Annotated in this window: 22 protein-coding genes and 1 riboswitch; of the genes, 13 read left to right on the top strand and 9 right to left on the bottom strand. The window is 71.1% G+C overall.

The genetic code is table 11. From position 1 onward, the window contains the following. Window positions 1–79 precede the first annotated feature (79 nt). Window positions 80–418, top strand: coding sequence for an antibiotic biosynthesis monooxygenase family protein (locus E9232_RS14885; protein ID WP_309794941.1), 339 nt, complete (start codon window positions 80–82; stop codon window positions 416–418). Between the two features lie 69 nt (window positions 419–487). Then, window positions 488–742, top strand: coding sequence for a type II toxin-antitoxin system VapB family antitoxin (locus E9232_RS14890; protein ID WP_309794942.1), 255 nt, complete (start codon window positions 488–490; stop codon window positions 740–742). 69 nt (window positions 743–811) lie between these two features. On the opposite strand, the gene E9232_RS14895 is transcribed toward E9232_RS14890, so the two are convergent. Continuing rightward, complete coding sequence (locus E9232_RS14895) at window positions 812–1,246, bottom strand: GFA family protein (RefSeq protein ID WP_309794943.1); 435 nt, start codon at window positions 1,244–1,246, stop codon at window positions 812–814. Window positions 1,247–1,371: 125 nt separating this feature from the next. Between E9232_RS14895 and E9232_RS14900 the strand changes: the two genes are divergently transcribed. Both E9232_RS14900 and E9232_RS14905 read left to right on the top strand, forming a co-directional pair. Then, entirely contained in the window at window positions 1,372–2,511 is a 1,140-nt protein-coding gene (locus tag E9232_RS14900; RefSeq protein WP_309794944.1) for a hypothetical protein, read from the top strand. A 78-nt stretch (window positions 2,512–2,589) separates the two neighbouring features. Continuing rightward, window positions 2,590–2,752, top strand: a riboswitch (FMN riboswitch). A 69-nt stretch (window positions 2,753–2,821) separates the two neighbouring features. Then, complete coding sequence (locus E9232_RS14905) at window positions 2,822–3,319, top strand: 6,7-dimethyl-8-ribityllumazine synthase (RefSeq protein WP_309794945.1); 498 nt, start codon at window positions 2,822–2,824, stop codon at window positions 3,317–3,319. 12 nt (window positions 3,320–3,331) lie between these two features. Here E9232_RS14905 and E9232_RS14910 read toward each other — a convergent pair whose 3' ends face one another. Genes E9232_RS14910 through E9232_RS14925 form a run of 4 tightly spaced genes read right to left on the bottom strand, consistent with a single transcriptional unit; the run spans window position 3,332 to window position 6,399 of the window. Then, window positions 3,332–3,889, bottom strand: coding sequence for a YbhB/YbcL family Raf kinase inhibitor-like protein (locus E9232_RS14910; protein ID WP_309794946.1), 558 nt, complete (start codon window positions 3,887–3,889; stop codon window positions 3,332–3,334). Between the two features lie 31 nt (window positions 3,890–3,920). Continuing rightward, window positions 3,921–4,844 (bottom strand): helix-turn-helix transcriptional regulator, encoded by a 924-nt coding sequence (locus E9232_RS14915; RefSeq protein WP_309794947.1) that lies wholly within the window; start codon window positions 4,842–4,844, stop codon window positions 3,921–3,923. A gap of 3 nt (window positions 4,845–4,847) precedes the next feature. Then, window positions 4,848–5,414 carry an RsmD family RNA methyltransferase gene (locus E9232_RS14920; protein ID WP_309794948.1) on the bottom strand — a complete coding sequence of 189 codons (567 nt, stop codon included), beginning with the start codon at window positions 5,412–5,414 and terminating at the stop codon, window positions 4,848–4,850. After that, window positions 5,383–6,399: a pseudouridine synthase gene (locus tag E9232_RS14925; protein ID WP_309794949.1), complete on the bottom strand. Its 1,017-nt coding sequence runs from the start codon at window positions 6,397–6,399 to the stop codon at window positions 5,383–5,385. The genes E9232_RS14920 and E9232_RS14925 overlap by 32 nt, the downstream gene beginning before the upstream one ends. A 108-nt stretch (window positions 6,400–6,507) precedes the next feature. Here E9232_RS14925 and E9232_RS14930 point away from each other — a divergent pair, with 108 nt between their 5' ends. The 3 genes from E9232_RS14930 to E9232_RS14940 all read left to right on the top strand — a co-directional run bounded on the left by E9232_RS14930 (window position 6,508) and on the right by E9232_RS14940 (window position 9,078). Next, window positions 6,508–6,945 carry a nucleoside deaminase gene (locus E9232_RS14930; RefSeq protein ID WP_309795715.1) on the top strand — a complete coding sequence of 146 codons (438 nt, stop codon included), beginning with the start codon at window positions 6,508–6,510 and terminating at the stop codon, window positions 6,943–6,945. A gap of 146 nt (window positions 6,946–7,091) precedes the next feature. Beyond that, the gene (locus E9232_RS14935) at window positions 7,092–7,331 is read left to right on the top strand and encodes a hypothetical protein (RefSeq protein ID WP_309794950.1); all 240 of its coding nucleotides are present in this window, start codon (window positions 7,092–7,094) and stop codon (window positions 7,329–7,331) included. 238 nt (window positions 7,332–7,569) lie between these two features. Then, window positions 7,570–9,078 carry a DUF6438 domain-containing protein gene (locus E9232_RS14940; RefSeq protein WP_309794951.1) on the top strand — a complete coding sequence of 503 codons (1,509 nt, stop codon included), beginning with the start codon at window positions 7,570–7,572 and terminating at the stop codon, window positions 9,076–9,078. On the opposite strand, the gene E9232_RS14945 is transcribed toward E9232_RS14940, so the two are convergent. Then, window positions 9,075–9,992 (bottom strand): PhzF family protein, encoded by a 918-nt coding sequence (locus tag E9232_RS14945; RefSeq protein ID WP_309794952.1) that lies wholly within the window; start codon window positions 9,990–9,992, stop codon window positions 9,075–9,077. The genes E9232_RS14940 and E9232_RS14945 overlap by 4 nt on opposite strands. A 74-nt stretch (window positions 9,993–10,066) precedes the next feature. Between E9232_RS14945 and E9232_RS14950 the strand changes: the two genes are divergently transcribed. Both E9232_RS14950 and msrC read left to right on the top strand, forming a co-directional pair. Then, window positions 10,067–10,366, top strand: coding sequence for an ArsR/SmtB family transcription factor (locus E9232_RS14950; protein ID WP_309794953.1), 300 nt, complete (start codon window positions 10,067–10,069; stop codon window positions 10,364–10,366). A gap of 62 nt (window positions 10,367–10,428) precedes the next feature. Beyond that, complete coding sequence (gene msrC, locus E9232_RS14955) at window positions 10,429–10,920, top strand: free L-methionine (R)-S-oxide reductase MsrC (protein WP_309794954.1); 492 nt, start codon at window positions 10,429–10,431, stop codon at window positions 10,918–10,920. A gap of 3 nt (window positions 10,921–10,923) precedes the next feature. Here msrC and greB read toward each other — a convergent pair whose 3' ends face one another. Continuing rightward, window positions 10,924–11,475: a transcription elongation factor GreB gene (gene greB / locus E9232_RS14960; RefSeq protein WP_309794955.1), complete on the bottom strand. Its 552-nt coding sequence runs from the start codon at window positions 11,473–11,475 to the stop codon at window positions 10,924–10,926. 78 nt (window positions 11,476–11,553) lie between these two features. Then, entirely contained in the window at window positions 11,554–12,813 is a 1,260-nt protein-coding gene (gene purD, locus E9232_RS14965; protein ID WP_309794956.1) for a phosphoribosylamine--glycine ligase, read from the bottom strand. 60 nt (window positions 12,814–12,873) lie between these two features. On the opposite strand from purD, the gene xseA reads away from it, so the two are divergent. Beyond that, the gene (gene xseA, locus E9232_RS14970; protein ID WP_309794957.1) at window positions 12,874–14,379 is read left to right on the top strand and encodes an exodeoxyribonuclease VII large subunit; all 1,506 of its coding nucleotides are present in this window, start codon (window positions 12,874–12,876) and stop codon (window positions 14,377–14,379) included. A 24-nt stretch (window positions 14,380–14,403) separates the two neighbouring features. On the opposite strand, the gene mepA is transcribed toward xseA, so the two are convergent. Beyond that, window positions 14,404–15,267 carry a penicillin-insensitive murein endopeptidase gene (mepA, locus tag E9232_RS14975; RefSeq protein WP_309794958.1) on the bottom strand — a complete coding sequence of 288 codons (864 nt, stop codon included), beginning with the start codon at window positions 15,265–15,267 and terminating at the stop codon, window positions 14,404–14,406. A 169-nt stretch (window positions 15,268–15,436) separates the two neighbouring features. Here mepA and E9232_RS14980 point away from each other — a divergent pair, with 169 nt between their 5' ends. From E9232_RS14980 to E9232_RS14990, 3 genes are all read left to right on the top strand, one after another. Next, window positions 15,437–16,783, top strand: a complete 1,347-nt coding sequence (locus E9232_RS14980; RefSeq protein ID WP_309794959.1) for a TldD/PmbA family protein — start codon at window positions 15,437–15,439, stop codon at window positions 16,781–16,783. A 515-nt stretch (window positions 16,784–17,298) separates the two neighbouring features. Then, the gene (locus E9232_RS14985) at window positions 17,299–17,463 is read left to right on the top strand and encodes a hypothetical protein (RefSeq protein ID WP_309794960.1); all 165 of its coding nucleotides are present in this window, start codon (window positions 17,299–17,301) and stop codon (window positions 17,461–17,463) included. Between the two features lie 195 nt (window positions 17,464–17,658). Then, window positions 17,659–19,275, top strand: a complete 1,617-nt coding sequence (locus E9232_RS14990; RefSeq protein ID WP_309794961.1) for a calcium-binding protein — start codon at window positions 17,659–17,661, stop codon at window positions 19,273–19,275. Window positions 19,276–19,375: the final 100 nt, after the last annotated feature.

The following is a 19,375-nucleotide window of genomic DNA, read 5'->3' on the forward strand; positions in this document are numbered from 1 at the left end:
CGGTCGCGGTCGAAGCCTGCCGGCGTGCCTGCCCGCCCTGGCCGGGCTAGGATGCCGGGAAACAGCCGGGGAAGAGACGATGATCGCGATCATTTTCGAGGTGGAGCCGGCGGACGGCCGGATGGACGACTATCTCGACCACGCCGCCCGGCTGAAGCCGATCCTGGAGCAGATGCCCGGCTTCATCTCGGTCGAGCGCTTCCGCAGCCTGACCGATCCGGGAAAGCTGCTGTCGCTGTCGTTCTGGCAGGACGAGGCGGCGGTGGCGGGCTGGCGCAACCGGGTCGAGCACCGCGCCTCCCAGGCCGCCGGGCGCGACGGCATCTTCCGCGACTACCGCCTGCGCGTGGCCGCGGTGCTGCGCGACTACGGCCTGTCCGAACGGCGCGACCAGGCCCCGGCCGATTCGCCGTTCTGACGGGTCATCCGACCAGGTCGGTCCGGGCGACAGTATATTCTACCTCACAGGATACCTGGGACCCTCGTCATGCCGCTCAATATCAAGGACCCCGAAACCGAAAGCCTAGCCCGCGAGCTGGCGCGGCAAACCGGGGAATCGATCACTGAAGCGACCCGACAGGCGTTGGAGGACAGGCTTCGCCGCGTGGCGGGCGCGAGGCAGGTGCCGCTGCTGCTGGAGGATCTTGCGGCAATCCGAAAGCGCGTTGCCGCCATGCGGGTTCTGGACAGCCGCAGCCCGGACGAGATCCTGGATTATGACGAGACCGGACTGCCGCGCTGATGGCGATGGACACCTTCGCGATCCTCGCCATCTTCATCGTTCCGTTCTCGCCACACCCTCGCCGTCGGTTCAGGCCAGGCCGGGCACCTGCGGATAGTCCGGCGCATCGGGATCCGGGTCCTGCGGCCATTGCCGGCCGCCGTCCGTGATCGCGTAGTAGTCGCCCTTGTCGGCGGTGAAGAGATGGGCGTCGATCCGCAGCCCGGTGGCGCCATCCAGCGTGCCGGCGGCGATGCTGACCCTGGGGCCGCCGGTCACCGCCCAGAACAGGCTGGCGCCGCACTCGCCGCAGAAGCCGCGGCTGGCCTCGGGCGAGGACCGGTACCAGCGCAGGCCCTTGTTGCGTTCCAGCACCAGGTCGCCGCTGGCGCAGGCGGTGAAGGCGGCGAAATGGCCGGAGGTGCGGCGGCACTGGCCGCAATGGCAGGCCACCACCTGGCGCAGCGGCCCGGTCACCCGATAGCGCACCGCCCCGCACAGGCATCCACCCGTCCGGTCCGTCATCGCTCCGCCCTCCTGTTGCCCGAATCCGGCTGCTAGGGTGCTGCGACCGGCGGCACGGCACTATGCCCGCTCCGCCATGCGGTGTCGCGGGGGCGCCACCGCCTTCTGGGCAAGGGGAAAGACCGGTGCGACTTGTGGTGTCCTGGATCGCCGGCGGCCTGGCCGCCCTGCTGCCGCTGACGGCCCTGGCGGCCGACCCGCCGCCGCGCCGCACCGAGGCGATGAGCTTCAGCCTGGCCGGCAATGGCGGCAACTGCCTGGGCTGCGAATGGGTGGCGGCGGAAGGGCTGATCATCGCCGACGCGCCGGCCGCCTTCGCCGCGTTCCTGAAGCAGGAGGGCTGGTCCGGCTGCTATTCGGCCGAGCCGGTGATGCTGGATTCGCCCGGCGGCGATGCCGAGGCGGCGATGGCCCTGGGCCGCGCCCTGCGCGCGGCCGGCTGCACCACCTCGGTCGGCCGGACCGTGCCCGACCCCGAGTCGGCGGATGCCGGCCGGCCGATCGAGATGGAGATCGCCGGCCAATGCGAGGGCGCCTGCGTTCTGGCCTTTCTCGGCGGGCAGGAGCGGTCGCCGCGGCCCGACCAGCTGGTGCTGTCGCCGCTGCTCGTCGACCGGCCCGGCCTGTCCGCCGCCAAGGGCCTTGCCGAGGGCCTGATGCTGGCCTCCCGGATCGGCGTGTATCTGGCGGAGATGGGGGCCGACCCGGCCTTCGGCCCGCGCCTGGCCCTGGCGCCGGACGCGCCGCCGCAGACGCTCGGCGCCGCCGACCTCGCCGGCCTTGCCATCGACAACAGCGAGATCGAGACCCGCACGCCCTGGCAGGTCACGCCCTACCGCGGCGGCGCCGTGGCGGTGACCACCCACCGCATCGGCCCGCAGGGCGGCGACGAGAACACGCTGACCCTGTTCTGCCGCCGCGGCAAACCCGCCCCCGCCGCCCTGATGCTCAGCCGCCGCTGGGGCGCCGACAAGAACAACGTGCCGTCGCCCGAGCCGGTGACGCTGGGCCTGGCCGCCGCGGAGGCCGGCGGCCAGGCGGTGGAGCGCACGGTAGCGGATGCCGAAAGCCGCGAGACCGACGATGGCTGGGGCTTCCTGACGGTCGACCTGACGGCGGCAGAGCTGGCGGCGCTGCAGGCCGGCCGCAGCCTGACCCTGTCCGGCGGCGTGCCGCCGAACTGGGGCACCGACTGGGCCGAGACCGCGACCCTCACCGCGGCCGATCGCGACGTCGTCGCCCTGGCCCTGCGCAACTGCATCTGAGACGCCCGCACAGCGGGGCTTGCCAAGCGGTGGCTGCCTCCCGATATTCGAAACAGTCGTCCGGATCCCCCGGGCGGCGAACGTTCTCAGGGCGGGGTGCAAGTCCCCACCGGCGGTGATGGCATTTCTCTTTCGGGAGGGTGCACAAGCCCGCGAGCGCCTGCCGGGTCAATCGGCAGGGTCAGCAGATTCGGTTGGAATCCGAAGCCGACGGTCACAGTCCGGATGAAAGAGAACGGGGAAGTCAGGCCGGGCGAGTCCCGGCGGTCGGTCCCGTATGCCCTGATTCTGGTCCTATGTGAGGATGGCCATGAATCAGTCTCAGTCCCCGTCGAATACCGATACCGGTCGCGTCGCGTTCATCCAGGCTTGCTGGCACCGCGACATCGTCGACCAATGCAAGACCGCCTTCCTGGCCGAGATTGCCCGGGCGGGCAAGCCGGCGCCGCAGGTCGACCTGTTCGAGGTGCCGGGCGTGTTCGAGATCCCGCTGCACGCCCAGCTCCTGGCCAAGACCGGCCGCTACGATGCCATCGTGGCCACCGGCTTCATCGTCGATGGCGGCATCTACCGCCATGAGTTCGTCTCCACCGCGGTGATCGACGGGCTGATGCGGGTGCAGCTCGACACCGAGGTGCCGGTGCTGTCGGCCGTGCTGACGCCGCAGCGTTTCCACGAGCACGAGACCCACACCGCCTTCTTCCGCGAGCATTTCCTGGTCAAGGGCAAGGAGGTCGCGGCAGCCTGTCTGGCGACCGTCGCGGCGGTGACCCGGCTGCGCAGCCAGGCCCTCCGCGCGGCGGCCTGACCCGGACTGGCCTCACCGCCCGTAGAGGGCGGTGAGGCTGGCGCGGCCGATCTCGGTGCCGTGCAGGGCGAAGCCGACCATGGCCGCCGAGGCCTGCGGGTCGACCGGCAGGCGGTCGACCGACAGCGCATGCACCGTGAAGATGTAGTGGTGCGGCCGGTCGCCCTGCGGCGGGCAGGGGCCGCCATAGGCCGAACTGCCGTAATCGGTGCGGCCCTGCACCGCCCCGGCCGGCAGGCCGGGCGCCGATGGCGCGCCCGCGCCTTCCGGCAAAGCGGTGACCCCCGCCGGGATGTCGGCCACCACCCAGTGCCACCAGCCGCTGCCGGACGGTGCGTCGGGATCATAGGCGGTGACAGTGAAGCTCTTGGTGCCGGCCGGCGCCCCTGACCAGGCCAGGGCCGGGGAGACATTGTCTCCACTGCAGCCGAAGCTGTTGAAGACGAAGCGGTCGGCGATTTTGCCGCCATCGGCCAAGTCCGGGCTGGTCAGGCGGAATTCCGCGGCACGGCCGGGGCCGGCGGACAGAATGGCGGCCAGCGCCAGGCCGGCGGCGGATACAGTGCGCATGGTGATCTCCTCGTGATCGGGTGAGGAGACGCTAGGGCGACACCACCTCCGGCGTCGTCCCGTTCCGATCGGAGACGGTCCCGATCCGGTCAATCGCCGGTCCGGGCGCCGACCCGGGGCGGGTGGCGGAGGGGATCAGCCCGAACCGTGCCCGGAACAGCCCGGCGAAGCGCGAGGGCGAGCGGTAGCCGCAGGCCTGCGCGACCTGGGCGATCGAGCCCGCGCCGCCATAGAGCAGCGTCAGCGCATGGTCCAGCCGGGTGTCGCTCAGCACCCGGATGAAGCCGGCGCCCTCGGCCCGCAGGCGGCGGCGCAGCGTCGGCTCGCTCAGGCCCAGGCGCCGGGCGGCATCGGCAGCCGACCATGGGGCGGCCGGCTGCGCCGCGATCAGCAGCCGCAGCCGCTCGGCGACACGCTCCTCCGCCTCCGGCCGCCAGGCGACGCCCTGCTCGGCCAGCAGGATCAAGAGCTCGGTCATCCGGTGCCGGGTGGCCTCGACCGACAGCTTCGGCCCGGCGGCGAAGGCCGACAGCGCATGGTCCGCGGCCTCGGCGAGCCGGTCGGAGCGCAGCAGGGCGAAGGGTCGCGGCGGCCGGCCACCTTCGGCGAGATGGGGGAACCCCAGCCGGAACGCGCGCAGCAGCGACGGCGCGAAGCTGATCAGGACGGACCGGTACAGCCCGCCCTCCGGCGGGATGTTGACGACATCCACCGTCTCGACCGGCGACAGGGCGATGGCATCCCCGGCCCGGGCGGCGAGTTGGCGCCCATCGAGATGGAACTCCTTGCCGCCGCTGGCCACCAGGATCAGGCCGGGTTCGGGGAACCGGACGTTGTGGATGCGGTCGCGGGCGTGGCAGCCGAACACGCAGGCCGTCCCCACCGCCTCGTCACGCAGGGTGCTGCTGCCCTGCTCGAAATGGCGGATCAGCGCGGCGGCAGCCCTGTGCCCCATGGCCTACCCCGCCACCCGGCCGAAACCGATGCGGGCGATGCCGTAGCGGCGCTCGTCCAGCAGGTGCAGCCCTGGAACCGCCGGCTCGTCGGCCGCGGTCTCGGCCACCACCAGGCAGCCGGGTGCCAGCCAGCCGGCGGCGGACAGCGCCGCGATGGCGGGGCCGATCAGGCCCTTGGCGTAGGGCGGGTCGAGGAACAGCAGCGTCGCCCGGGCCTTGGCCGGCGGCGGCTTCAGCGCGTCGGCGCGCAGCACATGGGCACGGCCGGTCTCGCCCAGCGTCTCGGCGTTCTTGCGGGCGAAGCCCAGCGCCGCGGGGGAGTTGTCGAACAGCCAGGCCTCCGCCGCGCCGCGCGACAGCGCCTCGAAGGCCAGCGCCCCGGTGCCGGCGAAGGCGTCCAGCACCACCGCATCGGCCACCGCGTCGCCGCCCTCCGGCCCGTATCCGGCATGGGCCAGGATGTTGAACACCGCCTCGCGCACCCGCTCGCCGGTCGGGCGGGTGGCGCGGTCGGGCGGGGCGGCGAGGGGCCGGCCCCTATGCCGGCCGGCGACGAGGCGCAGGGGCATGGCGGGGGGCCGGGCCGGTGGAAGATTTGGGGCCGGCAGGGGGCTTGGGGGCGGTGGCAGGCCTTGCCGCCGCTCTCGGCTTCGGCGGCTCCTCCTCGCGGTTGTCCATCCAGCGGCCGAGCTGGTCGCGCAGCACCGAGGCCTTGACCTCCTCGGCCTTGCCCTTCTCCAGGATGCCGAGCTGGAACGGGCCGTAGGAGATGCGGATCAGCCGGTTCACGTTCAGGCCGATCGCCTCCATCACCTTGCGGACCTCGCGGTTCTTGCCCTCGCGCAGGGTGATGGTCAGCCAGGCATTGGCGCCCTGCACCTTGTCCAGCTCGGCCTCGATCGGGCCGTAGTTGACGCCGGAGACGGTGATGCCTCCGGCCAGCCCGGCCAGTTTTGCTGGGTCGGGCGCGCCATGGACGCGCACGCGATAGCGCCGCGGCCAGCCGGTCGAGGGCAGCTCCAGCCGCCGCGACAGCTCGCCGTCATTGGTCAGCAGCAACAGGCCCTCGCTGTTGAGGTCGAGCCGGCCGATCGACACCACGCGCGGCAGCTCCTCCGGCAGGTTGTCGAACACGGTCTGGCGGCCCTGCGGGTCGACCCGGGTGGTGACCAGCCCGGCCGGCTTGTGATAGCGCCACAGGCGCGTGCGCTCGGGGTCCGGCACCGCCACGCCGTCGACGCTTAGCACCGCGCCCGGCGGCACCACCACGGCGGGGGTCTCCAGCACCTTGCCGTTGATCGCGACGCGGCCCTCGGCGATCCAGCGCTCGGCCTCGCGGCGCGAGCACATGCCGGCGCGGGCCAGGACCTTGGCGACGCGCTCGCCATCCTTCTCGCCGCCGTCCTTGAAGGTGCCTTTCGGCTTCGGGGCCGGTTTCGCGGCCGGCCTGGCGCCCATGGCGGGCTTCGGGTTCGGAACCGGCGTCGCGGCGCCCTTCGCGGCCGTGTCGCCCGCCGTCTTCCCGACGGTGGTCTCGTGATCGGTCTTGCTCATGACCCTTGTTTACCGCGAAGCCTCCCGCCAGGGTTAGCGCGAAACGCAAGGATCTGACCCGTGCCCGACCCGACCCCCGATCCCACCCCCGATCCCGATGACGGCTATATGCGCCTCGCCCTCGACGAGGCCGCGGCGGCGGCGGCGCGTGGCGAGGTGCCGGTCGGCGCGGTGCTGGTCGAGGCCGCGACCGGCGCGGTGCTGGCCCGGGCCGGCAACCGGGTGGAGGAGCTGGCGGACCCGACCGCCCATGCCGAGGTGCTGGCGATCCGCGAGGCCGGGCGGCTGCGCGGCCGGCCGCGGCTGCCGGATTGCGACCTCTACGTCACGCTCGAGCCCTGCGCGCTGTGCGCCGGCGCGATCTCCTTCGCCCGGCTGCGCCGCCTGGTGTTCGCCGCCACCGACCCCAAGGGCGGCGCGGTGCTGCACGGCCCCCGCTTCTTCGAGCAGAAGACCTGCCACCACCGGCCCTTAGTGGAACAGACGCCTCCGCATGGCGCCGAGGCGGGCGAGCTGTTGCGGGCGTTCTTCCGGGCGCGGCGGTAGCGGGCCGGCCGGGCGCGACGTTTACAAAACGATAACTTCACATCCGGGCTGCGCCTCGTATCGTCTGGCCGGTCCCGGCGCGGCAAGCCGACCGGGCCCGAGAGTGCACGCAGGATCGCCTGCAGCCGGCTTGCCGAGGCCGTCCGATGAAGCTGTGGAAGATCTCTCAGGACGTGAACGACGAGACCGACACCTACGACTCCGCCATCGTCGCGGCCGAGACCGAGGATGCCGCCCGCCGGATCCACCCGAACCGGATGCCGCTGTCCTGGCGCTTCAGCCGGGGCACATGGTGCCTGCCGGAAGAGGTGAAGGTGGAGCTGATCGGCGAGGCCCGGGCCGGCATCCGCGGCGGCGTGATCCTGGCGAGCTTCAACCCGGAATAGCGATCGATGCAGCCGCCGCCGACGGATGCCATCGGTGCCGCGGCAGGGTCCTCCGCGAACGCCATTCCAGCGAAAGCGGGACTCTCTCGCCAGCCGGGCGGTGACGAGATCCCGGCTTCCGCGGGGATGACGAGGGGAGGCGAGAGGCGCCGTCAGGCGCGCCGGCTGGTCACATCCCGGATCATCTGACAAGAATATCGGGCCCTCGGGGGAGGGGCGATTTCAGAGAAGCCATATCATGCATCGGCTATTGACCGGGATTGTGGTCCGACCGCTCGTCGCAGCCCTGTTCACCCTGATCGTCGCCGGATGTGTGGCTGAACCGCCGAAGCCGCCACTGGCTCAGTTTCCCGATGCCGCGTCCAAGCCGAGCGCGGCAGTGACGTCACCTAGTATAGCGGTCGCAGCTCCACAGTCTGCCGGTCCAGGGCCAGTGATCAGCCTTTGGCAAGTCGATCACCGCCGGACGGGACGGGACTTTGTTCGTGTTGCGGGGGCCGATCCCGATAGGAGCTCGGTTCGGCTTGCCATTGTCATCGACCCTACGGGGGCCGTGCGGTCCGCGAAGGCGATCGAGGGCTTCGCGCCGGCTTTCGCCGCGGCGGAGGCCCAGGCGATGCATTGGCGCTACACCCCCTATCTCCGAGGCGGCCGAGCCGTGTCCGCCTCATTCGAGGACAGCATCAGCGTCCGCCCTCCCACAACTCAGCCGACCCGCCGCGTTCGCTTTCCCGAGATGACGGATCAGAGCCATGTTCTGATCCGGCTCCAGAGAAGCGGATGCTACGGCTCCTGTCCGGCCTACCGGGTCGAGATCCGGGAGGATGGGGTGGTCACCTATGAGGGCCGGGGCTTCGTTCTCTTCGAGGGGCGGCACGAAAGTCGCATCCCCCGTGAGGATGTCATCGCCCTGGTCGGCAAATTCAGAGATGCGGATTTCTTCTCCCTGAATGACGAGTACTTTGCTTCCGTCACGGATGTGCCGTCCTACAACACGTCGATCGAGATCGATGGACAGTCGAAATCCGTCGACGATTATTGGGGTGTCGATGCCGGCATGCCGGACAGCGTCGTCGATCTGGAGGATGAGATCGACCGCGTCGCCGGCACCGACAGATGGGTGCATGGCAGTGAAGAGACCATCGCCCTTCTGAAGGCCGAGAGCTTCGACTTCCGGTCCGCAAAGGCGGCCGATTTCCTGGCTGAAGCCGTGAGATACGAGCGGGTGGGCTTCGTCCGGGCATTGTTGGCGGCGGGGGCGCCGCTGAGTGGCCGAGCCGCCCTCATGACCGATCTGCGGACATCCGTTTTCAACGCGGCTGGACGCAACGACGAGATCTCGACGGCCCTTGCCGAGGCCGCCGCGCAGCGCGGCAGGCGAACGGACCGTACTCTGGCCCTCGGACTTGCGTCCCGTCTGGGGGATGCCGGCCTCCTCCGGCGCCTGCTGGCCCGTGGTGCCGATGCCAATGGCGACCTCGGAGATGGTCGGACGCCGCTGATGGGCGTCTATTCCGCTGATGCGGTGCAGGTATTGATCAGGGCCGGCGCGCGGGTGAATGCCCGAGCCAGTTCTGGTGCGACTCCCGTGTTGAGCGCGGACTCGGAAGACGCGGCATTGGCTCTGCTCGCCGCCGGCGCAGATCCCACTGGGAAATACGTTCAAGGCCTGTCGCTCCGCGAGCGGGCGGAGCGGGATGGCTGGACCCGTCTCCTTGCGAAGCTTGACGCCCTGCAGCCCTCTTAGACCTCCGCCTCGCCCCTCAGCACCGGGACGCAGCCGCCGCCGACGGTCGACCGCACCCCGTCGGCGCCGCGGCGGGCGGCGACCTTGAGCAGGCTGGGGCGGCCCATCTCGACGCCCTGGGCGATCTCGGCCCGGCCGCTCTCGGCGCCGGACAGCGACAGCAGCAGCGCGCCCAGCGTGGCGTTGGCGCTGCCGGTCGCCGGGTCCTCATAGGTGCCGGACAAGGGCGCGAACATCCGGGCGCGGATGCGGGCGCCGGCCGCCGAGGCGAAATCCGGCGCCGCGGCGTCGCGGGCGTAGAGGTGCAGCGACAGCCGGCGCTCGACCTCAGGGAATTCGGCCTGGGTGCGGCGGAAGGCTGATATGTCGGGGGTGGCGCGGGTCAGCGCCTCGCCGGTCACCTCGACCAGCACGAAGGGGATGCCGACGCTGGCCAGCACCGGGCGGTGCGCCGCGGTCAGGATGTCCCCGGGGGCCAGGCCCGCGCAGGCGGCGATCGCCTCGGGCGGCAGCTCCATCAGCGTGGTCAGCGGCTGCGGTGCGGCGATCACCGCGCCGGTGACGGTGCCGGCCGCATCGCGCTCGACCCGCACCTCGACCAGGCCCGACAGCTCCTCGAACAGCAGCACGCCGTCGCGGTCCAGCCCGTGCCGGGCCAGCACGCAGCCGGTGCCGACATTGGGATGGCCGGCGAAGGGCATCTCGTAGGTCCGGTTGAAGATCCGCACCCGCGCGGTGTGGGCCGGGTTCTCCGGCGGCAGCACGAAGGTGGTCTCGCTCAGGTTGAACTCGGCGGCCAGCGACTGCATGTCGGAATCCGACAGGCCGCGCGCATCCGGGAACACCGCCAGCTGGTTGCCGCCGAAGCGGCGGTCGGTGAACACGTCGACGGTTTCAAAGGCGTAGCTGGGCATGGCGGATCCTCGCATCCGGGCGGTCGGGATGCCCCGAGTCTTGACATGGCATCGTTGATTGGCAAAGTACCGAAATGTACCCAGTCAATCTCTACCGTGCTTTGGCCAATGAGCGCCGCCTGCAGATCCTGGACTGGCTGAAGGACCCCCGCGCCCATTTTCCGCCGCAGGCCGATGGCGACCTGGTCGAGGACGGCGTCTGCGGCGTGTTCATCGCAGAGAAGCTGGGCATCAGCCAGCCGACGCTGAGCGAGCATATGCGGGTGCTGGTCCAGTCCGGCCTGGTGGCGCCGAAGCGGATCAAGCAATGGACCTTCTACAAGCGCGACGAAGACCAGATCCGCGCCGCCCGCGCGCTGGTGGACGGTCTCTGAGGCTTTCCGCCGACCGGTCCAGTGCTTTATCTTCCAGGCAACCCGACACCAAGGCTTGACCGATGTTCCAGACCGCCCGCCTCGATTCCGCCCTGCCGAAGGCGGAGGCCTATCGCGACCTGCTCTCCCAGGCCGAGGGGCTGTTCCATGGCGAGACCGACGCCATCGCCAATGCCGCGAACCTGTCGGCGCTGATCTTCCATGGCCTGCCGGATTTGAACTGGGCGGGCTTCTACCTGCTTCGCGGGGAGAGGGAGCTGGTGCTCGGCCCGTTCCAGGGCAAGCCGGCCTGCATCCGCATCCCGCTTGGCCGGGGCGTCTGCGGCACGGCGGCGGAGCGGCGGCAATCGGTGCTGGTGGAGGATGTCCACGCCTTCCCCGGCCACATCGCCTGTGACGCCGCCTCGCGCTCGGAGCTGGTTGTACCGCTGCTGCAGGATGGGAAGGTTCTGGGCGTGCTCGACCTCGACAGCCCGCTGCCCGGGCGCTTCGACGCCGAGGACCAGGCCGGGATCGAGGCTCTGGCCGCGTTGTGGGTCAAGTCGAGCGCCTGACGCTCAGCTGTTCCCGTAGCGGATCTCCAGCACCTCGGCGGTCTCGATCCCGCCGGGTGTGCGGATCTCGATCACGTCGCCCTCCTGCGTCCGCGCCAGGGCGCGGGCGAGGGGCGAGATCCAGCTGATGTCGCCGGCATCCGCATCGGTCTCGTCGATGCCGACGATGCGCACGGTGCGCTCGCGCTCCTGGCTGTCCACATAGGTCACGGTGGCGCCGAAATAGACCCGGTCGCGGTTGGTCTGGCGCGCCGGGTCGACCACCTCGGCGATCTCCAGCCGCTTGGTCAGGAACCGCACCCGGCGGTCGATCTCGCGCAGCCGCTTCTTGCCGTAGATGTAGTCGCCATTCTCCGACCGGTCGCCATTGCCGGCGGCCCAGGACACCACCTCGACCACCTTCGGCCGCTCGACCCGCCACAGCTGCTTCAGCTCGTCCTGCAGCCGCTGGAAGCCCTCCGGCGTGATGTAGTTCTTCGATCCCGCAGGCAGTGGGGCTGGCGCGTCGTCCAGCTCCTCCTCGGTCTCGCTCTCTTTGGTGAAGGCCTTGCTCATCTCGCCACTTTAGCAACATTCCGGTCGCATACATGTTGGGTTCGCATGCCGCGAACCCAACCTACGCGTGCCTGATGGTCAAACGGCGATGTCCCGGCGGCAGAAGCCTTCGGGCCAGTCGATGCGGTCGACCGCCTGGTAGGCGCGGGACCGGGCTTCGGCGATGTCGGCGCCCAGCGCCGTCACCGCCAGCACCCGGCCGCCCTGGGCGGTGACGGTGCCGTCGGCATCCGCGGCCGTGCCGGCGTGGAACACGATGGTGCCGGGCACCTCGGCGGCGCGGTCGAGCGCCCGGATCGGGCTGCCCTTGCCATAGCTGCCGGGATAGCCCTTCGCCGCCATCACCACCGTCACCGCCGCCTCCGGCCGCCAGCGCAGGGTCAGGTGGCGCAGGGTGCCGTCGGCCGCGGCCAAGAGCGCGGTCAGCAGGTCCGAGTTCAGCCGCGGCAGCAGCGTCTCGCATTCCGGGTCGCCGAAGCGGACATTGTGCTCGATCAGCTGCGGCCCGCGGTCGGTCAGCATCAGCCCGGCGAACAGGATGCCGCGGAACGGCGTGCCCTCGGCCTCCATGGCGCGCAGGGTCGGCTGCACCACCTCGTCCAGGATCCGGGCCTCCAGCTCCGGGGTCGCCAGCGGGTGCGGCGACACCGCGCCCATGCCGCCGGTGTTCGGGCCCTCGTCATGGTCATAGGCGCGCTTGTGGTCGCGGGCGGTGGCCAGCGGCAGCGCGGTCTCGCCGTCGCACAGGGCGAAGAAGCTCAGCTCCGGCCCGACCAGGCATTCCTCGACCACGATCGAGGCGCCGGCGGCGCCGAAGCCGCCCTCGGTCAGCATCGCATCGACCGCGTCCTGGGCCTCCTCGACCGTCGTCGCCACCACCACGCCCTTGCCGGCGGCCAGGCCGTCGGCCTTGACCACGATCGGCGCGCCCTCGGCAGCGATGTAGGCCTTCGCCTCGGCCGCATCGGTGAAGCGGCGGTAGCGCGCGGTCGGGATGCCGTATTTGGCGCAGAGGTCCTTGGTGAAGCCCTTCGACCCCTCCAGCGCCGCCGCCGCGGCGCTCGGCCCGAAGGCCTTGATCCCGACCTCGGTCAACCGGTCGACCAGCCCGGCCACCAGCGGCGCCTCCGGCCCGACCACGACGAAGTCGATCGCCTCGGTCCTGGCGAAGGTCACCAGCCCGTCGATGTCCTCGATGGCGATCGGCACGCAGGTCGCCTGCTGCGCGATGCCGGCATTGCCGGGGGCGCAGTAGAGGGTGGTGCACAGGGGGGAGGCGGCGATCGCCCAGGCCAGGGCATGTTCGCGGCCGCCGCCGCCGACCAGAAGGATGCGCATCGCAGAACCCGCTCTCGATCTCTTGCTCAAGTGGCAGCGGTTTAGCATGGTGGCCGCAGCATGACCGAGCAAAACGACACCCCTCCGCCCCCCGCGGGCCGCCCCGGCTCCAACCTGCCGGAATTCACCATCGCCGAGCTGACCGGCGCGCTGAAGCGCACCATCGAGGGCGAATTCGGCCTGGTCCGCGTGCGCGCCGAGATCGGCAAGGTCACGGTGCCGCGCTCCGGCCATGTCTACCTGACGCTCAAGGACGACAGCGTCACCCTCGAATCGGTGATCTGGAAGGGCCAGGTGCCGCGGCTGATGGTGCGGCCGGAGCAGGGGATGGAGGTGATCTGCACCGGCCGCCTGACCATCTACGGCTCGCGCTCGCAGTACCAGATGGTGATCGAGCAGATGGAGCTGGCGGGCGAGGGCGCCATCCTCAAGATGCTGGAGGAGCGCCGCCGCCGCCTGGCCGCCGAAGGGTTGTTCGAGGCCGCGCGCAAGCGGGCGCTGCCGTTCCTGCCGGCGGTGATCGGCGTCGTCACCTCGCCGACCGGCGCCGTCATCCGCGACATCCTGCACCGCCTGGCCGACCGCTTCCCGCGCCATGTCCTGGTCTGGCCGGTGGCGGTGCAGGGCGAGACCGCGGCGGGCCAGGTCGCCGCGGCGATCGAAGGCTTCAACGCGATCGCGCCGGGCGGGCCGGTGCCGCGGCCCGACCTGCTGATCGTCGCCCGCGGCGGCGGCAGCCTGGAAGATCTGATGCCGTTCAACGAGGAGATCGTGGTCCGCGCCGCCGCGGCCAGCGCCATCCCGCTGATCTCCGCCGTCGGGCACGAGACCGACACCACCCTGATCGATTTCGCCTCGGATCGCCGTGCCCCGACCCCGACCGCGGCGGCGGAGATGGCGGTGCCGGTGCGGGCCGAGCTGCTGGGCCGGGTGCTGGATTGCTCCCGGCGCCTCGAGGCCGGCACCGCCCGGCTGTTCACGGAGCACCGCACCCGGCTGGACGCGCTGCGCCGCGGCCTGGGCGACCCGGCCCGGCTGATCGAGACCGCGATGCAGCGGCTGGACGACCGCGGCGAAAGGCTGGACCGCGCCGCCGCCGGCAGCGTCGAGCGGCAACGAGCCAGGCTGGCCGAACTCGGCGCCCGGCTGCCGCATCCACGCCGCCAGGTGGCGGAGACGGCGCGGCACCTGGCCCAGCTCGGCGACCGCCTGGCCGCCCTCGGCCCCCGCCTGGCGCATCGCCCGGCGGAACGCTTCCAGGCCCTGTCCGGCCGCTTCGGGCCGGAACCGGTGCTGCGCGCCCTGGCCGACCGCACCACCCGGCTGGCCGCCGCTGGCCGGCTGCTGGAAAGCTATTCCTATGTCGACGTTCTCCGCCGCGGCTACGCCCTGGTGCTGGACCCTGCGACCGGCCACGCCATCGGCTCGGCCCATGAGGCGACGCCCGGCCGCGCCGTGGCCATCCGCTTCCAGGACGGCGAGGCGCCGGCGGTGATCGGCGGCGGCAAGCCGCACAAGCCGGCCCGCCCGGCCGAGCCGAAGCCGGAGCAGGGATCGCTGCTCTGACGTCGATGCGGGCCGCCTGACGCGTCAGGGCGCGGTCAGCACGCGCTGGCAAGCGATGGGCAGCGGCGGCGGCACATAGGGCTTGCCACCCTTGCGCGGCACCGGCGGCTTCATCGGGAACCACGACATCAGGTCGGCGCCGCAGCCGTCGCCGGCCGCCGTCGGCGCCTGCTCCTGGCACAGCGGGCTGCCCGAGGGGCAGCCGATGCGGATGTGCAGATGCTCGTTGTGCCCGGTCCAGGGCCGCACCTTGCCCAGCCACGACCGGTCGTCCCAGGACATGGCGCACAGCTCGCGCTTGATCGCCGGGTGGATGAAGATCCGCTCCGTTCGCGGCTCGGTCGCGGCCAGGCGGATCAGCTGCGCCTGCTGCGCCGACAGGGCGCCGCGCGGGATCACGTCGGTCCAGGGGCCGGTGATGTAGTCCGGCTTCAGCGTCTCGCGCTGGTCGCGCGGCAGCTGCGGCAGGTCGAGCCGCAGCCAGATGTCGGCATCCAGCCCGATCTCATGCGCTGCGTGGTCGGTGATCGGGCCGCCGCGCGGCTGGCCCATATCGGCGATCAGCAGCGGCGGCAGCCCGGCGGCGGCGGCGCGGCGGCCCAAATCCTCCAACGTCGCGACCAGGTCGGGGTGGCCCCAGTTGCGGTTGCGGCTGAGCCGGATGATCTGGTAGCCGGGCCCTTCCGGCGGCAGCTGCACGGCGCCTGCGATGCAGCCGTTGGAATAGCTGCCGATCGGCTGCGGCGCGCCCTGCGACCCCATCCGCACCTGGCTCCAGGCAGGGTCCTCGCCCGCGGCACCGGCTGGGCCGGCCGCCAGCAGCCAGGCGGTGGCGGCCAGCCCGGCGGCGGCCCGCAGCACGCCCGTTGCGATCCGTTCCCCGATCACGCTTCCCTCCGATCCCATCGACTCGTGCTGCGAGGATGCGCGTCTCCGCGGCGGAGATGAAGCCTCCCTGGAGGGACGCTGAACTGCGACCCGGTGGCCTTGGACCTTGCCGCGGCGGGGGGCGCGTCGCTACATGACAGGGATGTCCCTGGAACCGACGGACCGCACGATGCCCGATACGCGCGACGAGACCCTCGACCTGCTGTCCGGCCTGATCGCCAAGGCCAAGCGGGCCGGCGCCGACGCCGCCGACGCCGTGCTGTTCGACAGCACCTCGATCTCGATCAGCCACCGCCTTGGCAAGGTCGAGCATGTCGAACGCTCCGAGGGCGGCGACCTCGGCCTGCGCGTCTTCATCGGCAAGCGCATGGCGATGGTCTCCTCCTCCGACCGCAAGGCGGCGACGCTGGACGAGATCGTCGAGCGCGCCGTGGCCATGGCCCGGGTGGTGCCGGAGGATCCGTTCTGCGGCATCGCCGACCCCGTCGAGCTGGCCACCGTGCTGCCCGAGCTCGACCTGGTCGATCCGGCCGAGCCTTCGACCGAGACCCTGTCCGAGCGCGCCCGGGCGGCGGAGGAGGCGGCGCTGGCGGTCAAGGGCGTGACCAATTCCGAAGGGGCGAGCGCCAGCTTCGGCCGCAGCATGGCGGCGATGGTCGCCAGCAACGGCTTCTCCCGCGTCACCGGCTCGACCGGCAGCAGCATCTCGGTCTCCGCCATCGCCGGCGAGGGCACGGCGATGGAGACCGACTACGACCACACCAGCGCGGTGCATGCCGAGGACCTCGACGCGCCCGACGCGGTCGGCCGCAGCGCCGGCGAACGCGCCGTGGCCCGGCTGGGCGCCCGCAAGGCGTCGACGGCGCGGGTGCCGGTGATCTTCGACCCGCGGGTGTCGCGCAGCCTGCTCGGCCACCTCGTCGGCGCCATCAACGGCGGCGCCATCGCCCGCGGCACCAGCTTCCTGAAGGAGAGCATGGGCCAGGCGGTGTTCGCCCCCGGCATCGAGGTGATCGACGACCCGCACATCCGCCGCGGCCTGCGCTCGCGCCCCTGCGACAGCGAGGGCGTGGCCAACCGCCGCCGCGCCCTGATCGATGACGGCCGGCTGACCACCTGGCTGCTCGACCTCCGTTCCGCCCGCCAGCTCGCCCTCACCCCGACCGGCCATGCGGTGCGCGGCACCAGCGGCCCGCCCGGCGCGTCCCCGTCGAATGTCTACCTGGCACCCGGCAGCGCCACGCCGGCGGAGCTGATGGCCGACATCGCCGACGGCTTCTACGTCACCGGGCTGATGGGGTCCTCGGTCAACGGCGTCACCGGCGACTACAGCCGCGGCGCCAACGGCTTCTGGATCGAGCGCGGGCGCATCACATACGCGGTCAACGAGGTCACCATCGCCGGCAACCTGAAGGACATGTACAAGGCCCTGGTGCCGGCCGACGACCTGGTCCACCGCTACGGCATGGACGCGCCGACGGTGCGGATCGACGGCATGACGGTGGCCGGGCGGTAAGAGACCGACCGGAAGCGCGCCCGATCCTCGACAGGCCCCTTCCCGACGGGGCGGCTAGCCGGCCCCGCGCAAGGGCCGGCTAGTCCTTTCACTTGCCTTCGGCATCGGCCCGTTCACCGGCCCCGCCGGGGAATTGCGGGTGGTGACCATCGGCGGGGTGCAGCTGGTCTGCGGCGACATCAATGGCGACCGGCAGATCGACTTCGCCATCAACGTCATCTCCGACCATGCCCTGACCGCGGCAGACTTCGTGTTGTAGCTCCCGGGCGTCGGACGGCGTCCGGGGGCGGCTTTCCCTTTGTACGGCCCGGCGAGAAGGAATTCATTCCCCTCGTCTGGCCGCGGCTGCATATCATACTATTGCATGAGAATTTATCTGTATTGAGCGAGTCGGGGCCCGGCGCCGATCTCATCTGCGCATCCGACACCGTCCTTCGTGCGGCGAGAGGCTTCGCTCGAACAAGAGACGGCCGCCCAGGCCGCGCCAGGATCGGGCCAACAGGGAGAGCATTTCCGTGGCGGTTTTCAGCGTTCTCAGCGGCACCGGCATCGACAGCAACAACGACACCATCGGCGGGGTCCAGCTGGTCGCTGCCGACACCAATGGCGACCGGCAGCCCGACTTCGCCATCAACGTCACCTCCGACCATGCCCTGACCGCGGCAGACTTCGTGTTGTAGCCCGGCTTGGTTCCCGGGCGTCGGCAGGCGCCCGGGAACCGGCCTTCTCTTTCCGCCGGGCGGGATCGGCGCCCTCGAATGGCGCCGCATCCGGCCCAATCGCTTCTCATCCGGATCCGGGTGTCCGACCTCGAACCAGACGGCGCCAACGCCGCAATATCGGGCCACCGGAGACATCAGCAAGGGGGAACTTCCATGGCTGTCTTTTCCGTTCTCAACGGCACCGGCCTCAACGGCGCGGGCATCCAGTTCGGGACGCTGTCGCAGATCGCGTCCTCGGGCATCGCAGGCATTCCGATCATCACGCCGTTGATCGGCACCGTCTCCTTCAACGACACCGGGGTACTGTCCATCACCGGGGCCGCGATGTCGTTCATCTTTCCGAACACCTTCGGCGGCACCGTCAACAGCCTGACCTACAGCAAGCCGGGGATCACCCCGATCTTCTCGATCACCGGCATGAGCACGCCGCTGGCGGATGTGGCCTCGGGCTTCCTCACCCCCGGCGGCGAGTTGGCGGCACTGGCCATCATCTTCTCCGGGGCCGACACCATCACCGGTTCCAGCCAGGCCGATTTCCTGATCGGCTTCGACGGTGCCGACACCATCAACGGCGGCGACGGCAACGACACACTGCGCGGTGGCGCCGGCGGCGACACCCTCAATGGCGGCAACGGCTCGGACTTCGCCAACTACCAGGGATCGAGCCAGGAGGTCTTCGTCGACATCCAGAGCAACCTGCTCTTCAGCGGTGACGCCACCGGCGACACGCTGATCAGCATCGAGAACCTCTACGGCTCCAGCTTCGGCGACACCCTGTCCGGCGACGGCGGCAGCAACATCATCGGCGGCGAGAACGGGGCCGATCTCATCGATGGCCGCGGCGGCGACGACGGCCTGGGCGGCGAGGCCGGCGACGACATCCTCAATGGCCGGGACGGCAATGACCGGCTGGTCGGCGGCGACGGGGCCGACACCATCACCGGCGACAACGGCAACGACTCGGTCGATGGCGGCATCGGCAACGATGGCGCCTTCGGCGGTGCCGGCAACGACATCCTCTATGGCGGCGACGGCGACGACACTCTCGACGGCGGCGACGACAACGATGTCCTGCAAGGTGCGGTTGGGATCGACACCCTCACCGGCGGCGCCGGCGCCGACACCCTCTATGGCGGCGATGGCGGCGACACCCTCGATGGCGGCGATGGCAACGATGTCCTGATCGGGGGCGCCGGGATCGACGGGCTGACCGGCGGCGCCGGGATCGACACCGCCTACTATGCCGCCTCGGCATCGGCGGTGACGGTGGATCTGGCCGCCGGCACCGGCCTGGGCGGCGACGCCCAGGGCGACACCCTGACCGGCGTCGAGCAGGTGGTCGGGTCGGCCTTCAACGACGTGCTCCGCGGCGACGCCGGCGCCAACACCCTGTGGGGCCTGGCCGGCGACGACACGCTGACCGGGCGCGCCGGCGGCGACCTGCTGAAGGGCGGGGCCGGCAACGACACCTTCGCCTATGCCGTGATCGGCGACAGCACGGTGGCGGCGGGGGGCAAGGACGTGATCGCCGACTTCACCACCGGCGACAAGATCGACCTGTCGGCGATCGACGCCAACGGCGCCGGGCCCGGCAATGGGGCCTTCATCTTCGGCACCGGCGCCTTCACCGGCGTGGCCGGGGAATTGCGGGTGGTGACCATCGGCGGGGTGCAACTGGTCGCGGCCGACACTACTGGCGACCGGCAGATCGACTTCGCCATCAACGTGATCTCCGACCACGCCCTGACCGCGGCAGACTTCACCTTGTAGCGCGACCTGGGCCCGGGTGCCGCAAGGCATCCGGGCCACCGGCGCCGGCCCGATGTGAGAACCCGGCGAGTCTTTTCGCTCGCATTCGCCAGGCCTGCAT

The sequence above is a fragment of the Inquilinus ginsengisoli genome (assembly GCF_031453975.1).
Classification (GTDB): Bacteria; Pseudomonadota; Alphaproteobacteria; order DSM-16000; family Inquilinaceae; genus Inquilinus; species Inquilinus ginsengisoli_A.

Coding starts and splice junctions, on each gene's coding strand:
- E9232_RS14885 (WP_309794941.1), top strand. CDS start 80: ATGATCGCGATCATTTTCGAGGTGGAGCCGGCGGACGGCCGGATGGAC.
- E9232_RS14890 (WP_309794942.1), top strand. CDS start 488: ATGCCGCTCAATATCAAGGACCCCGAAACCGAAAGCCTAGCCCGCGAG.
- E9232_RS14895 (WP_309794943.1), bottom strand. CDS start 1,246: ATGACGGACCGGACGGGTGGATGCCTGTGCGGGGCGGTGCGCTATCGG.
- E9232_RS14910 (WP_309794946.1), bottom strand. CDS start 3,889: ATGCGCACTGTATCCGCCGCCGGCCTGGCGCTGGCCGCCATTCTGTCC.
- xseA (WP_309794957.1), top strand. CDS start 12,874: ATGACCGAGCAAAACGACACCCCTCCGCCCCCCGCGGGCCGCCCCGGC.
- E9232_RS14920 (WP_309794948.1), bottom strand. CDS start 5,414: ATGCCCCTGCGCCTCGTCGCCGGCCGGCATAGGGGCCGGCCCCTCGCC.
- E9232_RS14950 (WP_309794953.1), top strand. CDS start 10,067: ATGTACCCAGTCAATCTCTACCGTGCTTTGGCCAATGAGCGCCGCCTG.
- greB (WP_309794955.1), bottom strand. CDS start 11,475: ATGAGCAAGGCCTTCACCAAAGAGAGCGAGACCGAGGAGGAGCTGGAC.
- msrC (WP_309794954.1), top strand. CDS start 10,429: ATGTTCCAGACCGCCCGCCTCGATTCCGCCCTGCCGAAGGCGGAGGCC.
- E9232_RS14980 (WP_309794959.1), top strand. CDS start 15,437: ATGCCCGATACGCGCGACGAGACCCTCGACCTGCTGTCCGGCCTGATC.
- E9232_RS14935 (WP_309794950.1), top strand. CDS start 7,092: ATGAAGCTGTGGAAGATCTCTCAGGACGTGAACGACGAGACCGACACC.
- E9232_RS14905 (WP_309794945.1), top strand. CDS start 2,822: ATGAATCAGTCTCAGTCCCCGTCGAATACCGATACCGGTCGCGTCGCG.
- E9232_RS14945 (WP_309794952.1), bottom strand. CDS start 9,992: ATGCCCAGCTACGCCTTTGAAACCGTCGACGTGTTCACCGACCGCCGC.
- E9232_RS14925 (WP_309794949.1), bottom strand. CDS start 6,399: ATGAGCAAGACCGATCACGAGACCACCGTCGGGAAGACGGCGGGCGAC.
- E9232_RS14940 (WP_309794951.1), top strand. CDS start 7,570: ATGCATCGGCTATTGACCGGGATTGTGGTCCGACCGCTCGTCGCAGCC.
- E9232_RS14930 (WP_309795715.1), top strand. CDS start 6,508: ATGCGCCTCGCCCTCGACGAGGCCGCGGCGGCGGCGGCGCGTGGCGAG.
- E9232_RS14915 (WP_309794947.1), bottom strand. CDS start 4,844: ATGGGGCACAGGGCTGCCGCCGCGCTGATCCGCCATTTCGAGCAGGGC.
- purD (WP_309794956.1), bottom strand. CDS start 12,813: ATGCGCATCCTTCTGGTCGGCGGCGGCGGCCGCGAACATGCCCTGGCC.
- E9232_RS14990 (WP_309794961.1), top strand. CDS start 17,659: ATGGCTGTCTTTTCCGTTCTCAACGGCACCGGCCTCAACGGCGCGGGC.